This window comes from Streptomyces sp. NPDC002156 (genome assembly GCF_053593675.1).
Window position 1 is genome coordinate 1 of record NZ_JBSFDA010000081.1, and the last position, 13,855, is coordinate 13,855.

Below are 13,855 nucleotides of genomic sequence, written 5' to 3' on the forward strand. Positions count from 1 at the left end.
GCCCGACGGGCTGACTACCCAGCCCGTCCGGCGTTTGAGGACTAGGCCCGTTCAGGGCCGGAGCGGGGGTCTGGGGGCGGCAGCCCCCAGAAGGATGGGACGGGTAGGGGCGGCGGGGGCGGACAACTCACCCCATCGCCCCCACCACCCCGTCCCACAACCGCACCCTCGCCTCCAACGCATCCATCGCCGTCTCCGCAGCCTCCGCCCAGTGCTTGTCACTCGTCCCGCACAGGTCCGCGACCATCTGCATGGCCATCGGAGTGTGCTCCTCCCCGTCGACCTCGATGTGCCGGGACAGGTAGTCGCAGAACAGAGGGAAGCGGTCCGTACCCTCCTTCTTGATCACCTGGTCGAACATGTCCGGGATGAGGTCCTCCCGGGAGAAGGCGAACGCCGCCGCGCGACAGTGCAGCGGGCGGTCGTTGATGATCTCGAAGGTGGTGCGGACGAACTCGGCGGCCGGGAGCGGGACTTGGGCCACCCGCAGGGCCGACGTCACGTCGTGCCCCTCCCCCACCAGCCCGATGAACGTGTCGATCCGCGTCGCATCGGCGTCCGCCTCGGCCATGCCGGCCCGGTACAGCTCGAAGTGGCTGGTGAACCCGCCGTTCAGCTCGTCGCTCTCCTCGACGAGCACGATGTCGTTGATGAGGCGGCGGCTCACCTCCGACCCGCGCGGCACCCAGGGGACGTCGACGCAGGTCAGCTCCCGCTGCAGCGACTTGAGCAGGGACATGAAGTCCCACACCGCGAACACATGATGTTCCATGAACGTCGCCATGTGTTCGCGGGTGTTTATCCGCTGGTAAATCGGGTGGGCGGTCACTTCTTTTCGTGCCGGTTCGATCACGGACCGGGCCCGCTCGATTCCCTCGTGGGTCATATCCCAGTCGTACCTGGACATGAAATCTCCCTCGCGTTGGTCGAATGGCGATCGTGCAGCTTTACCGACCCTCCCGGCAAGCCCTTTCCTGAATTCCAGAAAAGTTACCCCGAGTATCACTCAGGTATTGATCGAAACAACACCGAAATCCACCCCAAAGAACGATAAATAACCACCTTCCGGACATCCGGGCGAGGGTTTCGAAAATCTTCGTTGAAGATTTGAGCGTGACCGGATCCTGCTGCGTATAGGACGGGGTGACCAGGAATCCCGTCACCGTCACGGTGGCGTATCAAGTGATCCCGGGCCGCGAGACCGAGTTCCACTCCTGGGGGTGGGCCATGCTCCGCGCGACCGCGCGTGAGCAGGGTTTTCTGGGGGGTGGTGTGCTTGTCGACGGAGAGGGGGACTGGCATGTGGTCTACCGCTTCGACAGTGAGAGTTCGGGCCTGGCCTGGGAGAACTCCGTCGCCTGGGCCCAGTGGACGGCCAAGGCGCAGGCGCTTGCCCGAGAGACCGGGCGCCGGAGCGTCGAGGGATCCAAGACGTGGTTCGAGTCCCAGACGGACTCGCCGGCCACCACTCCGCCGCCCACTCCGCCACGCCCGCCGGATAAGTGGAAGCTCTGGTTCGTGAATATGAGCGCGGTTTTTCCACCCGTGCTCATATTCAATCTGACCATTCTCCCCTACCTCGGCGGTCTCAATCCGCTGATTCGCACTCTGCTGCTGTGCCTTTCCGTGACGGCAATCGTCACCTATATCCTCATGCCGCGCCTCCAGCGTTTCTTCAAGAAATGGCTGTATCCACCGCTCCAGGCACTTCGTGGACGGCACAAACGGCGAACCGCATGATCGACGGTATGAACGATGCAAGGGAGGTGGGCGGGTGAAGACCCTGCTCATCGACAATTATGACTCGTACACGTACAACCTTTTCCAGCTGATCGCGGAGGTCAACGGCGAGGAGCCGGTGGTGATCCGCAACGACGCACCGACCAGCGCATTCGACACTCTTGCCGAATTCGACAACGTGGTCGTCTCCCCCGGGCCCGGCCACCCCGCCGCACCCCGCGACTTCGGGATCAGCGCACGTGTACTCGCCGAGTCCCCGATCCCCGTACTGGGCGTCTGCCTGGGCCACCAGGGGATCGCGCTCGGTGAGCGGGGCCGGATCGTGCCCGCCCCCGAGCCACGTCACGGGCATCTCTCCACGATCCGGCACGACGAGCAGGACCTCTTCAAGGGGCTCCCGCAGAACTTCACCGCCGTGCGCTACCACTCCCTCGCCGTGCGCGAGCCGCTGCCCGAGACCCTCCAGGCCACCGCCTGGTCCGAGGACGGCGTCCTGATGGGCCTGCGGCACCGCACGCGCCCCCTGTGGGGAGTGCAGTTCCACCCGGAGTCCGTCCTCACCGAGTACGGCCGCCGCATGCTCATGAACTTCCGCAACCTCACGGCGGACCGCGCCCGCAAGCTCCGTACGAAGAACACCGCCGTCACCCGCCGGGCCGCGGCGATGCCCGAGCCGTCCGCCTCCCCGGCGCGCATGCCCCGCATCCCCGCCCAGCGCCGCTCCTCGCCGCAGCGCCCCACCCACCGTCTCCACACCCGCCGGATCGCCACCGCCGTGGACACGGAGGCCGCCTTCGGCCGGATGTACGCCGGCTCGCCGCGCGCGTTCTGGCTGGACAGTTCGCAGGTCGAGGAGGGGCGGTCGCGGTTCTCGTTCTTCGGGGACGGGTCAGGACCGCTCGCCGAGTTCGTGCGGTACGACGTCACGAGCGGCGTCTGTGAGATCGAGCGGGCCGGACGGCCCCCGCGCAAGGTGAAGGCGAGCGTCTTCGACTATCTGAAGCGGAAGTTGATCAGCCGTCAGGTCGACGCGACCGGCCTGCCCTTCGACTTCACCGGCGGATACGTCGGCTACTTCGGGTACGAGACGAAGGCCGACTGCGGAGCCTCGCCCAACGTCCACAAGGCCCAAACCCCGGACGCCTGCTGGCTGTTCGCCGACCGGCTGATCGCGGTGGACCACCAGGAGGGGTACACGTACGCGGTCTGTGTCGCCGAGGACACCCCGCAGGCCACGCTGGAGGCAGCCGACTGGCTCGACACCGCGCTGGCCCAGCTCACCTTCGTCGTCGCGGAACAGCCGCTCCCGTCGGTGCCCGCCGTCGAGCCGGACCCGGCCGCGGCCGAGCCGTGGCTGGTGCGCGACCGGGACACCTATCTCGCCGACATCGACGCCTGTCAGCGGGAGTTGAGGGCCGGTACGAGCTACGAGGTCTGTCTCACCGACGCGGCCAGGATGCCCGCCCCGCCGGACGCGTACGACTACTACCGCGTCCTGCGACGCGTCAACCCGGCGCCGTACGCGGCCTTCCTGCGCTTCGGGGACCTCGATGTGGCCGGCTCCTCCCCCGAGCGGTTCCTCCGCATCACCCGGGACGGCATGGCCGAGGCCAGACCCATCAAGGGCACCGCCCCGCGCGGCCACGCACCGGAGGAGGACGACGCCCTCCGGGACTCGCTCGCCGCCGACGACAAGACGCGCGCCGAGAACCTGATGATCGTCGACCTGCTCCGCAACGACCTGGGCCAGGTCTGCCGCACCGGCACGGTCCGCGTCTCCCGGCTCATGGTCGCCGAGACGTACGCCACCGTGCACCAGCTCGTCTCCTACGTCGAGGGACGGCTGCGCGAGGGCACCGACGCGGTGGACGCCGTCCGCGCCTGCTTCCCCGGCGGCTCCATGACCGGCGCGCCCAAGCTCCGCACGATGGAGATCATCGACTCGCTGGAGACCGAGGCCCGTGGCGTGTACTCCGGCGCCCTCGGCTACCTGGGGTGCAGCGGCGGCGCGGATCTCAGCATCGTCATCCGGACCGCCGTACTCGCCGACGGGGAGATGCAGTTGGGGGCCGGCGGCGCGATCGTCCTCGGTTCGGACCCGGTCGCGGAGTACGACGAGATGCTGCTGAAGACGGCCGCCCAGATGCGGGCCTACGACGAGTACCAGCAGCAGTACCAGGACAGCCAGGAGTACCAGTCGTCCCCGTCCCTGTCGGCCGCCGCCGAGGAGGCCACCCGATGACGCTCGACCAGGCGACCACGACAGCCGCTCCCCCTGCCTCCGCCCCTGCCGACGCCGGCGCCCCCGGCAACCTCGCCGCCCATCTCGCCGCCCTCGCCGAGCGGCGCGGCTGGCGCGACCGGGCCGCCTTCCACCAGAGCCACCAGGGGCACCGCTCCTGGACGCACGGGGAGGTGCACGAGCTGGCGGCCCGTACGGCGACGGTGCTCGCGGGGTACGGCGTGCGCGCCGGGGACCGGGTGCTCCTCGCCCTGCCCGACGGCATCACCTGGGTGACCGCCTTCCTCGCGATCGCCCGGCTGGGGGCCGTGGCCGTCCTGGTCAATCCCGAACTCCCGGCCGCCGACCACGCGTTCATGACCGAGGACGCCGAAGCCGTGCTGTGCGTGACCGGGCCTGGCCTTGAGGAGGCCGAGGGCGAGGAGGGGCGTTTCGCGGGACGGCCGCTCCTCGGCGCCGATCAGCTCGCCGCCCTCGCTCCGACCGCCGAACCGACCACCACCGCCCACCCGGTGGACGCGCATACACCCCTCTACGTGCAGTACACGTCCGGAACGACCGGGCGCCCCAAGGGAGTTGTGCACACGCACGGCGACCCGAAGACCTACCACGACCTCATCGGGCGTCGGCTGCTCCGCATCACCGAGGACGACGTCACCCTCTCCGTCTCGAAGATGTTCTTCGCCTACGGCTTCGGCAACGCCTTCGTCTTCCCGCTCTTCTCCGGCTCGTCGGCCGTCCTGGTGGACCGGCGTCCGACCCCGGCCGCCGTCGACGAACTCGTGGCCCGGCACCGGGTGACGCTGATCTACTCCGTGCCGTCCGCGTACGCGGCCCTCGTCTCCGACCGGGGCAGCGGCCACCAGGCCTGCTTCGCCTCCGTACGGGCCGCCGTGTCGGCCGGGGAGGGACTGCCGGACGGGCTCGGGCAACAGGTCGAGGAGCTGCTCGGCGCTCCGGTGCTGGAGCAGATCGGCTCGACGGAGGCCGGACACGCCTTCTGCGCCAACAGCTTCGACCACAACCACCCGGGTACGGTCGGCCGTCCCGTCCCCGGATTCGAGGTCGAGCTGCGCGACCGCGCCGGGGGCCGGTTACCCGAGGGGAGCGCGGAGGGCGAACTCTGGGTCCGTGGGCCCACGGTGACGTCCGGATACCTCAACCGGCCGGAGGAGACGGCCCGTTCACTGGTCGGCGGCTGGCTGGCCACCCGGGACCGGGCGGTGCGTGAACCGGACGGCACCTACCGGCACTTGGGCCGCGCCGACGACATGGAGATGGTCGGCGGCATCACGGTCTCCCCGCTGGAGGTGGAGGCCGTACTGCGCACCCACCCGGCGGTGAAGGAGGTCGCCGTCGCCGCTCTCACCGACGAGCGGGGCTTCAGCAGACTGCGCGCCTTCGTCGTGCCCGTCGGACCGGCCCGGGCGGGTCTGGAGACCGAACTCATCGAGCTGGCCCGGGCCCGGCTCGCCGCCTTCAAGGCCCCCCGCAGCGTCAGTTTCGTCCCGTCGCTGCCCCGCACCTCGACCGGGAAACTCCGCCGCCACCTGGTCCGCCAGGGCGCCTGGTGACTCGTACCACCACCCCCGGCACCACCACCGCAAGTCCCGCCGTACGACACGTACTTCAGACTTCAGAAGGGAACGGGCGCATGCCACAGCAGCAGCCCCTGCTCGCCGACCGCGGTTTCTATCTGGGCCCGATCTTCCGGCGGGCCGCCGACCGTCACGGAGCCGTCTTCGTCACCCTGGACCGGCCGCTGGATGTCAGCCCTGACCTCGGGGTCGACCTCAGCTACAGCCAACTGGCCGATCTGGTCGAGGAGTTGTCGGCCCGGCTGTGGGCGGCCGGGGTACGGCCGTCCGAGCAGGTGGTCGTCCACAAGACGGACAGCGTCGACATCGTGCTGCTGACCTGCGCCGTCTCCCGGATCGGCGCGGTCCCCGTACTCCTCTCCCCCGCCCTCGCCGGACCGGTCGTCGGGCAGTTGCTGGAGCGCCTGCAGCGCCCCTGGCTGCTCACCGACAGCACCAAACTCACCGGCCCGCTCAAGGAGTTGGACCTCTCTCCGCTGGTACGCCGGACCCTCACCGTCGACGCCGGCGCCACCGCGGCCGACGCCGAACCGCTGGAGAAGCACGCCGGTGCCGAACCCGCCGCGCCCGTCCGGCTCCACCCCCGCGAACCCGCCCTGATCACCCACAGTTCGGGCACCACCGGCATCCCGAAACTCGCCGTGCACTGCGCGAACACCATGTGGAACCGGCTCGTACCGCAGCAGGCGATGGGCTGGCCCACACGCGGGGAGACGGCCGCGCTGCACATGTCCTTCGTGCACTCGCGCTTCTACCATCTCCTCGGCGTGCTCCTGCACTTCGGCAGCCCGCTGCTCCTGATCACCGACCCGACCCCGGCCAGCGTGGGCCCGCTCCTCGCCCGCCATCGCCCCGGCATCGTCGAGACGCACCCCAACACCTTCGTCCTGTGGGAGGAGTTGGCGGACGCACCGGGCCAACCCCTGTCGCGCGTACGGTCGTACGGGTCGACGTTCGACGCGATCCACCCGCGTACCGTGAAGCGGCTGCTGGGCGCCTCGAAGCGCCGTAACGCCTGGCTGATCCAGCTGTACGGGCAGAGCGAGACCGGGCCGGTGGCCTTCCAGTGGTTCACCCGGCGCAGTGCCGCGAAGGCGGACGGGCGGCGAGTCGGGATCGGGATACCGGGGTTCACCCGGGTCCGGGTCACGGACGACAACGGGCAACCGGCGGCACCGGGAAAGCCGGGCCGGATCGAGGCCCGTACGCGCGGGCGCATCCTCACCTACCTCGGCGCGCGTGAGCAGTACGAGCGCCAGCTGGACGGCGGCGGGTGGTGGCAGATGGGCGACATGGGATACCGGAGCAGGCTCGGCGCGCTCTATCTCATCGACCGCGAGATCGACCAGATCGACTCCGTGCACAGCAACCTGGAGGTCGAGGACACGCTGATGGACCGGCTGGAGGAGCTGCGCGAGGTCGTCATCGTGCCGGGCGCCGACCGCGAGCCGGTACCCGTGATCTGCGTACGGGACGAGGTGCCGCTGGACCCGGACCGCTGGCGCCAGGCGACCGCCGACCTGCCGACGATGGCCGAGCCCCGGCAGTGGCGGTTCGAGGAGCTGCCGATGACGGCGACCTGGAAGGTGAAGCGGGTGGAGATCAGCCGCATGCTGGCCGAGAGCGCACGCGCATGACCCCCTCGGAACAGGTATCCGCGCAGGTGCTTGTGGTGGGGGCGGGTCCCGTCGGCCTCTCCGCCGCCCTGGGTCTGCGCGCCCATGGACTGCCCGTCGTCGTCCTGGAGTCGGACCCCGAGAAACGTGAACGCCCGGGCAGCCGCGCCCTGTTCGTGCACCGCGAGACCCTGCGCCTGCTGGACGCGATGCGCCCGGGCCTGGCCGCCGAGTTCACGGCGTACGGCCGTACGTGGCACACCAGGCGCACGCTGTACCGGGGCCGCGAGGTCTACTCCCGCACCTTCCCCGAGACACCGAACCCACCGACATCCACCCCACCCTTCACCAGCCTGCGCCAGGTCGACACCGAGCGCTTTCTGCGCGCCGCGTGCCAGGACGCGGGCGTGGAGTTCGCGTGGGGCGTGCGCGTGACGGGCGTACGGTCCTCGCCGACCGGAGTGACGCTCACCGACTCCGACGGGGGCGTCTGGCACGGCACCCATGTGATCGCGGCCGACGGCGCCCGGTCCGCTGTCCGGGCGGAGTTGGGGATCGCGATGGAGGGGACGCGCTCCGAGGGCTTCCATGTGGTCGTGGACGTCGCCGACATCCCCGGCGCCGAACTGCCCCTGGAGCGCGTCTTCCACTACGAACACCCGGGCTTGGGCGGCCGGAGCGTGATGCGGGTGCCCTTCACCGGCGGCTTCCAGGTCGACCTCCAGTGCCGCGACGACGACCAGCAGGAGGCGTACGGCACGGAGGAGGCCGTACGGGACTGGCTGCCGAGAGTCCTGGAGGCACCCGGGTACGGGTCGCAGATCCTGTGGGTGTCGACGTACCGCTTCCTGCGCAAGGTCGCGGACGCGTTCACCGATCCGCACCGGCGGGTGCTGCTCGTCGGGGAGGCGGCGCATCTGTTCCCGCCGTTCGGGGCGCGCGGCATGAACAGCGGGATCGCGGACGCGGCGGCAGCGGCGGAGGCGATCGCGGCGGTGACCAGAACGGGGCTGGTGGGAGCGGTCGCCGAGTTCGCCGAAGTACGGCGTGCGGCGGCCCTGTTCAACAGCGCGGCCGCCGGTACGGCGCTGGACCACCTCCGCCCCCACCGCCGGATCGTCCGGGCCAAGCAGCGTGCTGCGGCGGCCCTCGCACCGGTCCTGCCGTGGTGCGGATCGTGGCTGGAGCACGCGCCGTACGGGCCGCGCAACGGGGCACCGGCGGTGGCCGGCCGCAAGTACTGACCGAGGTACGAGGTATCAAGAAAGAGCACTTGATGACGCACCCAGCAACACAAGCAGTAGCCGCGGAGGGGCTGTTGGCCTGGTCGCCGCGCCGTGGCCTGACCGGTCCTGGCTCCGCGGACTCCGTACCGACGGTGGGCGAACGGCTGGCGGTCGCCGACTCGTGGCTGCTGCGCGACGGCCGGGTACGGGGCCTGGCCCGCCACCGGGAGCGTTTCCTGGGGGCCTGCGGTGACTCGGGCGGCCCCTCACTGCGCCACCTGGTGGACTTCTGGCGGGACATGGCCGCGGCACTGCCACGCACCGGGGAGTGGTTCCCCCGGGTCGAACTGGGCGCTGAATCAAGGGAGTTGAGACTTCTCCTCCGTCACGCTCCGCCGCTCGGCACGGGTGTACGGGTCTGGGCGACGGCCCAGTCCGATCCGCGTACCGTCCCCCGCCGCAAGGGCCCCGACCTGGACATCCTGGCCCGGGTCCGGCAGCGGGCGGTCGGCGCGGGGGCGGACGAGGCGGTGCTGATCGCACCCACGGGCGTGGTCCTGGAGGGCGCCACTTCCAGCGTCCTGTGGTGGGAGGGCGACACCCTGTGCTTCCCCTCCCCGCAGCTCCCCGTCCTGGCGGGAGTCACCCTCTCCCTCATCCAGGAACGCGCCCAGCGCACCGGCATCCGCGTCGCCCACCGCGAACGCGTCCTCGCCGACCTGGACGGCCGAGAGGTGTGGCTGGTGAACGCGCTCCACGGAATCCGCCCGGTGACGGCATGGACGGCAGGCGAATCGGAACCGCTTATGCGGGCGGGGCGAGCGGAACGGGCAGCTGAATGGCGGCAATGGCTGGAGGACCTGATGGAGCCGCTGCAATAAACAAAGAAACGTAGACCGAAGAAAGGTGGGGCAGGGCGCCGAATTTGCCCCGCCCCACCTTTTCACGCCCAAATTCAGCTGCTCTTCGTTCAGCTGCTCTTCTTCGCTGCCGACTGATAAGCCCCCGGAACCATCCGCGTCGCGATGGCGATCCGGTTGTACGCATTGATGACGGTGGCCGCCCAGATCAGCGCGGCGACCTGTGCCTCGTCGAAGACGGCGGCGGCCTCGGCGTACACGTCGTCGGGCACGTGACCGTCGTGCACCAGGGTCACTGCCTCGGTCAACGCCAGTGCGGCGCGCTCCCGTTCGGTGAAGAAGGGGGTCTCCCGCCAGGCGCTCAGGGCGTAGATCCGCTGCTCGGTCTCCTCCTGGGCGCGGGCGTCCTTGGTGTGCATGTCGAGGCAGAACGCACAGCCGTTGATCTGGGACGCGCGAATCCTGATCAGCTCCAGGAGTTCGGGTTCGACCTTGGCATCCTGCGCTGCGGAAACGGCGGCGCCGTGCAGGGCGCCCATCGACGCGGAGACATCGGGGGTGATTTTCTTGAGGGCGACTCGGGATATCGGCTCTGTGGTGGTCATGGGATTACTGTATCCGCCGAAGACGACGAAGAGTGCTCGGGGATCGAAAAAGCGAGGGAACCAGAAAAGGAGTCGGAACCGTCCTCGCCTCCGCCCGGGGGCTCCATGACCGCGTAGTCCGCGAACGTACGCCGATAGCGGCTGTGCCGGGTGTCCTGCATGTGCTTGCGCTGCCACTCCTCCACGTCCGCCGGGTCATGCCGTACGCCGGACTCGGCGCCGCAGTCTCTCTCGTCGCCGGACACGCATCGCGCCGCGTACTCCGGTTCGGCGGTCTGGTCCTGGACGATCGTGTACGGCACGTAGCGGAAGATCCGGCGGGTCATGCGTCGTGGTCCCGTCGCTGGTGGGAGCGGAGCAGTACGTTCGCGTCCGTCTCCCCACTCCAGTCGAAACCGGCGTGGGCGGCGGCGCGTCGAGCGGTGAGTTCGGCGCACTCCGTACAGCCGGGGACCGGCGTCGGCGGGCGCCGCATCTCGTGGTCCAGGACGTTCGCGGGTTCCGCCCGGTTGCGGGCGGCCTGGTCGTTCGCCGCCCGCACCTTGGCGCTCAGTTGTTCGGCCGGGGTCGCCGGGCGTACGTCCGCCGGGGCGGCCTCCCACTCCCGGCCGCCCCCGAGCGGGCGGAGCAGCAGATAGGGGCCGGCCTTCGCCCGGTACTCCCCGACCTTCCCCGACTCACCGTCGTACAGGACCGATCCGACCTCCGGGGCCGTACCCGCACACTTGTCCGTCTCCACGCGCTTCTCCTTTGGAGTGGGCAACTACCGGTTGTGGAGACAGCGTTGCGCTCCGTTGGGTAGCTTCACCAGGCAGAACGCCATGACCTGACCGGGGTCATGGGAGGTCGCCATGACCGCCTCTCGGTCATGACTGAGGAGGTTTGCGCATGACCGTCGAGACCGGCCCCGCACCTGATCCCACCAAGTCCCTGCTGGCCTTCTTCGGGACGGAGTTGGCCCGCATCCGCACCAAGCAGGGTCTGTCGCAAGAGAGGCTCGCGAAGCTGGCGCACACCACCCAGTCCATGATTTCGAAGGTGGAAGCGGCGAAGAGGGTCCCGTCGGAGGACCTCGCGCGCGATCTGGACATCGCGTTGAAGGCAGACGGGCACTTCCAACGGCTGTACCCGCTCGTCATGTGTTACGCGTATCCGTCATGGTTCCTGCCGCTCGTCGAACTGGAACGGAGTGCCGTGTCCATCCGGTCGTTCCAGGGGCAGATTCTCCCCGGGCTGTTGCAGACCGAGCAGTACGCGCGCACCATCCTGGCCGATGCCCGGCCGGACAACCTCGAAGATCTAGTGGCCGCCCGGATGACCCGGCAGTCGATCTTCGAACGCGAGGATCGCCCCCGGACCTGGTTCATCGTCGACGAGTACGTGCTCATGCGGCACGTCGGCGGCGAGGCCGTGATGCGCACCCAGCTCGAACGCCTGCTGGAGGCGGGCCAGCATCCCCGCACGGTGATCCAGATCATCCCCCGCACGGTTGTCACGCATCCCGGGCTGGAAGGCGCGTTCATGCTGCTCGGATTCGACGAGGGCGAGGACGTACTCCACGTGGACGGCTTCTTTCAGGGACGGACAACCGCAGACCGGGGGGAGGTCGCCGTGGCGGCCCACACTTATGATCTGCTCAGGGCGATGGCCCTATCACCCGACGCGTCGGCCGAGTTGATCGGCAGGCATCTGAAGGAGCTAGGCACATGATCAGCGCGAGCGAACTGCCCGTTGCGTGGCGCAAGAGCAGCTACAGCAGCTCCAACGGCGGCGACTGCCTCGAAGTCGGGGACGGTATCGCGAGCTTCGTCCCCGTCCGTGACTCCAAGGCGCCCCACGGGCCCGCGATCCTCTTCGCCTCGGCCGCCTGGGCATCGTTCCTCGTCGAGGCCAAGGCGAAGTAGGCACTGGAGGGGACCCGCCAGTGACCCCGCATTCCCTGGCGTTCTACGTGGACGTCGTCACCACCGGCACCGTGCTCGGCGTGGGCGGCCCCGCGGATTCTCCCGAGCAGGTCGCCAATGCCCTGGGGCCGGACTTCGCCGAGGACACCTTCAGCGATCACAGCATGTGCCTCGGCTACGGCTTCGTCGAGTTCTTCTGGGACCGCGCCTCCGCCGACGATCCCTGGTCGGGCCACCACTTCACCCTGCAACTGCACCGACTCGCGCACCGGAACCGCACCGACGTCCACGACGTACTGCGTGCCAGGTACGGGCGGTTCACCCCCAGGCTCCGGTTCGAGAAGCTGCAACGTCTGCTGACGCGGCGCGGCGTGCCCCTGGTGGAGATCCCGGAGATCCCGGGGACGGGTCCGTATTACCGCACGTTCTGGCAGCCCGACTCCCGTGTGGCCCTCACCGTCATCGGCACCTACGGCGAGCACTACACACCGGACAATCTGCGGGTCGGTGACGTGTACAGCGTCCACGGCCCGCTGCGTGCCGAGGAAGTCGCGTGGCGGAGGGCAAAGGTCCAGGAACCGGTCTAGGAACCGGCCGGGGCGACCGTCGCACACAGTTCCTCCAGCGCCCCCGCCCACCCATGGTCCGGCGGTGTCCCGTACCCCACCACCAGCGCGTCGGTCCGTTCGGCGGTCGAGTCGGGGTGGCGGTAGAGGTCGAGACCGTGCACCGCCAGTCGCCGCCGGACCGCCTCCCGTACCACCGACTCCTCGGTGCCCGGCGGGAGTTGGAGGACCGCGTGCAGACCGGCCGCGATGCCGGTCGCCTGGACCTGGGGTGCCCTGGCGGCCAGGGCCGCGACCAGCGCGTCCCGTCGACGCCGGTAACGCAGCCGGGCGGCGCGCACCTGACGGTCGTACGCACCCGAGTCGATGAACTCCGCGAGCGTCAACTGGTCGAAGACACCGCAGGACCAGTCGATCCTGCCCTTCGCCGCGACGACCTCGCCGACGAGGGACGGCGGCAGCACCAGCCAGCCCAGCCGCAGGCCGGGCGCCAGCGACTTGCTCGCCGTACCGAGGTACACCACCCGGTCGGGGTCCAGCCCCTGGAGCGCGCCCACCGCCTGCCGGTCGTAACGGAACTCCCCGTCGTAGTCGTCCTCCAGGATCAGCCCGTCCCCGCGCCGCGCCCAGTCCACGACGGCGGCCCGCCGGTCGGGATGCAGCGACTTGCCGATGGGGAACTGGTGGGCAGGGGTCAGCAACACGGTTCGTACGCCCGCCAGGTCTGCTTCCCCTCCCGTCAACTCTTCGGTACGGGTGCCCAGTTCGTCGAGGCCGAGCGGTACCGTCCGTAGCCCCGCGCGCTCCAACAGCCGCCAGTGGGCGTCCAGTCCGTACGACTCCAAGGCCAGTGAGGTGAGCCCGCGGGCGTGCAGGACCCCGCCCAGCAGCATCAGCCCGTGCACGAAGCCGGAGCAGATGACGATCCTGTCGGGGTCGGTGTGGACGCCTCGGGCGCGTGCCAGATAGCCGGCGAGGGCGGTACGGAGTTCCACGCGTCCGCGCGGGTCGGAGTAGCCGAGGGCGTCGTTCGGGGCGTTGGTGAGGGCGCGGCGGGATGCCTTGAGCCAGGCGGCGCGGGGGAAGAAGGAGAGGTCGGGGCTGCCGGGGATCAGGTCGTGCACCGGCGGGAACGGTGAACGCGGATGCCGGGTGGGCCCTGCGGACGGGCGGGGCACCGGGCGTTCCGCCACGCTGGTGCCCGAGCCCTGGCGGGCGGTGAGCCAGCCCTCGGCGACCAGGTCGGCGTAAGCGTCGGCGACCGTGTTGCGGGCGATGCCGAGATCGGCGGCGAGGGAGCGGGAGGAGGGCAGGCGGGTACCGGGCGTCAGCCTGCCGCCGCGCACGGCTTCCCGGATCGCGTCCGTGAGCCCCCGGCGCACGCCGGTGCCGGTGCCGGTACCGATGCCGGTCGGGTCGAGGCGGAGGTGGAGGTGGAGGTCCACCCCCAAAGCGGCCCAGGATTTTGCCATGAAAATGGACCATACCCTTGGGCTAC

Annotated in this window: 14 protein-coding genes; 9 read left to right on the forward strand and 5 right to left on the reverse strand. The window is 69.8% G+C overall.

Annotated features, from left to right (window positions below; all coding sequences use genetic code 11):
• Positions 1-127: 127 nt before the first annotated feature.
• Positions 128-907 (reverse strand): DUF3050 domain-containing protein, encoded by a 780-nt coding sequence (locus ACWCRB_RS28630; protein ID WP_450998787.1) that lies wholly within the window; start codon positions 905-907, stop codon positions 128-130.
• A 236-nt stretch (positions 908-1,143) separates the two neighbouring features.
• Between ACWCRB_RS28630 and ACWCRB_RS28635 the strand changes: the two genes are divergently transcribed.
• The 6 genes from ACWCRB_RS28635 to ACWCRB_RS28660 all read left to right on the forward strand — a co-directional run bounded on the left by ACWCRB_RS28635 (position 1,144) and on the right by ACWCRB_RS28660 (position 9,303).
• Complete coding sequence (locus ACWCRB_RS28635; RefSeq protein ID WP_450998788.1) at positions 1,144-1,740, forward strand: antibiotic biosynthesis monooxygenase; 597 nt, start codon at positions 1,144-1,146, stop codon at positions 1,738-1,740.
• 34 nt (positions 1,741-1,774) lie between these two features.
• On the forward strand, positions 1,775-3,982 hold the full coding sequence (gene pabB / locus ACWCRB_RS28640; protein ID WP_450998789.1) for an aminodeoxychorismate synthase component I: 2,208 nt from the start codon (positions 1,775-1,777) through the stop codon (positions 3,980-3,982).
• Positions 3,979-5,556 carry a benzoate-CoA ligase family protein gene (locus ACWCRB_RS28645; protein WP_450998790.1) on the forward strand — a complete coding sequence of 526 codons (1,578 nt, stop codon included), beginning with the start codon at positions 3,979-3,981 and terminating at the stop codon, positions 5,554-5,556. The genes pabB and ACWCRB_RS28645 overlap by 4 nt, the downstream gene beginning before the upstream one ends.
• An 80-nt stretch (positions 5,557-5,636) precedes the next feature.
• The gene (locus ACWCRB_RS28650) at positions 5,637-7,217 is read left to right on the forward strand and encodes a class I adenylate-forming enzyme family protein (protein WP_450998791.1); all 1,581 of its coding nucleotides are present in this window, start codon (positions 5,637-5,639) and stop codon (positions 7,215-7,217) included.
• Complete coding sequence (locus ACWCRB_RS28655; RefSeq protein ID WP_450998792.1) at positions 7,214-8,440, forward strand: FAD-dependent monooxygenase; 1,227 nt, start codon at positions 7,214-7,216, stop codon at positions 8,438-8,440. Before ACWCRB_RS28650 ends, ACWCRB_RS28655 begins: the two co-directional genes overlap by 4 nt.
• Positions 8,441-8,472: 32 nt before the next feature.
• Complete coding sequence (locus ACWCRB_RS28660) at positions 8,473-9,303, forward strand: aminotransferase class IV (RefSeq protein ID WP_450998793.1); 831 nt, start codon at positions 8,473-8,475, stop codon at positions 9,301-9,303.
• Positions 9,304-9,392: 89 nt separating this feature from the next.
• Here ACWCRB_RS28660 and ACWCRB_RS28665 read toward each other — a convergent pair whose 3' ends face one another.
• The 3 genes from ACWCRB_RS28665 to ACWCRB_RS28675 are packed head-to-tail and all read right to left on the reverse strand — an operon-like array spanning position 9,393 to position 10,626.
• Positions 9,393-9,887, reverse strand: a complete 495-nt coding sequence (locus tag ACWCRB_RS28665) for a carboxymuconolactone decarboxylase family protein (RefSeq protein ID WP_235475379.1) — start codon at positions 9,885-9,887, stop codon at positions 9,393-9,395.
• Entirely contained in the window at positions 9,884-10,213 is a 330-nt protein-coding gene (locus ACWCRB_RS28670; protein WP_450998794.1) for a DUF7848 domain-containing protein, read from the reverse strand. Before ACWCRB_RS28670 ends, ACWCRB_RS28665 begins: the two co-directional genes overlap by 4 nt.
• The gene (locus tag ACWCRB_RS28675) at positions 10,210-10,626 is read right to left on the reverse strand and encodes a hypothetical protein (protein WP_450998795.1); all 417 of its coding nucleotides are present in this window, start codon (positions 10,624-10,626) and stop codon (positions 10,210-10,212) included. The genes ACWCRB_RS28670 and ACWCRB_RS28675 overlap by 4 nt, the downstream gene beginning before the upstream one ends.
• A gap of 149 nt (positions 10,627-10,775) precedes the next feature.
• Here ACWCRB_RS28675 and ACWCRB_RS28680 point away from each other — a divergent pair, with 149 nt between their 5' ends.
• The 3 genes from ACWCRB_RS28680 to ACWCRB_RS28690 are packed head-to-tail and all read left to right on the forward strand — an operon-like array spanning position 10,776 to position 12,378.
• Positions 10,776-11,597: a helix-turn-helix domain-containing protein gene (locus ACWCRB_RS28680; RefSeq protein WP_450998796.1), complete on the forward strand. Its 822-nt coding sequence runs from the start codon at positions 10,776-10,778 to the stop codon at positions 11,595-11,597.
• A complete protein-coding gene (locus ACWCRB_RS28685) occupies positions 11,594-11,791 on the forward strand; it encodes a DUF397 domain-containing protein (protein WP_450998797.1) in 198 nt (65 codons plus the stop codon). Before ACWCRB_RS28680 ends, ACWCRB_RS28685 begins: the two co-directional genes overlap by 4 nt.
• 20 nt (positions 11,792-11,811) lie before the next feature.
• Positions 11,812-12,378, forward strand: coding sequence for a hypothetical protein (locus ACWCRB_RS28690; protein WP_450998798.1), 567 nt, complete (start codon positions 11,812-11,814; stop codon positions 12,376-12,378).
• On the opposite strand, the gene pdxR is transcribed toward ACWCRB_RS28690, so the two are convergent.
• Positions 12,375-13,829: a MocR-like pyridoxine biosynthesis transcription factor PdxR gene (gene pdxR, locus ACWCRB_RS28695; RefSeq protein ID WP_450998799.1), complete on the reverse strand. Its 1,455-nt coding sequence runs from the start codon at positions 13,827-13,829 to the stop codon at positions 12,375-12,377. The genes ACWCRB_RS28690 and pdxR overlap by 4 nt on opposite strands.
• Positions 13,830-13,855: the final 26 nt, after the last annotated feature.

What these genes read in the sequence shown, in the direction of transcription:
- ACWCRB_RS28645 (WP_450998790.1), top strand. Translation starts at nt 3,979, where the DNA reads ATGACGCTCGACCAGGCGACCACGACAGCCGCTCCCCCTGCCTCCGCC.
- ACWCRB_RS28630 (WP_450998787.1), bottom strand. Translation starts at nt 907, where the DNA reads ATGTCCAGGTACGACTGGGATATGACCCACGAGGGAATCGAGCGGGCC.
- ACWCRB_RS28660 (WP_450998793.1), top strand. Translation starts at nt 8,473, where the DNA reads ATGACGCACCCAGCAACACAAGCAGTAGCCGCGGAGGGGCTGTTGGCC.
- ACWCRB_RS28655 (WP_450998792.1), top strand. Translation starts at nt 7,214, where the DNA reads ATGACCCCCTCGGAACAGGTATCCGCGCAGGTGCTTGTGGTGGGGGCG.
- ACWCRB_RS28650 (WP_450998791.1), top strand. Translation starts at nt 5,637, where the DNA reads ATGCCACAGCAGCAGCCCCTGCTCGCCGACCGCGGTTTCTATCTGGGC.
- ACWCRB_RS28670 (WP_450998794.1), bottom strand. Translation starts at nt 10,213, where the DNA reads ATGACCCGCCGGATCTTCCGCTACGTGCCGTACACGATCGTCCAGGAC.
- ACWCRB_RS28685 (WP_450998797.1), top strand. Translation starts at nt 11,594, where the DNA reads ATGATCAGCGCGAGCGAACTGCCCGTTGCGTGGCGCAAGAGCAGCTAC.
- ACWCRB_RS28680 (WP_450998796.1), top strand. Translation starts at nt 10,776, where the DNA reads ATGACCGTCGAGACCGGCCCCGCACCTGATCCCACCAAGTCCCTGCTG.
- pdxR (WP_450998799.1), bottom strand. Translation starts at nt 13,829, where the DNA reads ATGGCAAAATCCTGGGCCGCTTTGGGGGTGGACCTCCACCTCCACCTC.
- ACWCRB_RS28665 (WP_235475379.1), bottom strand. Translation starts at nt 9,887, where the DNA reads ATGACCACCACAGAGCCGATATCCCGAGTCGCCCTCAAGAAAATCACC.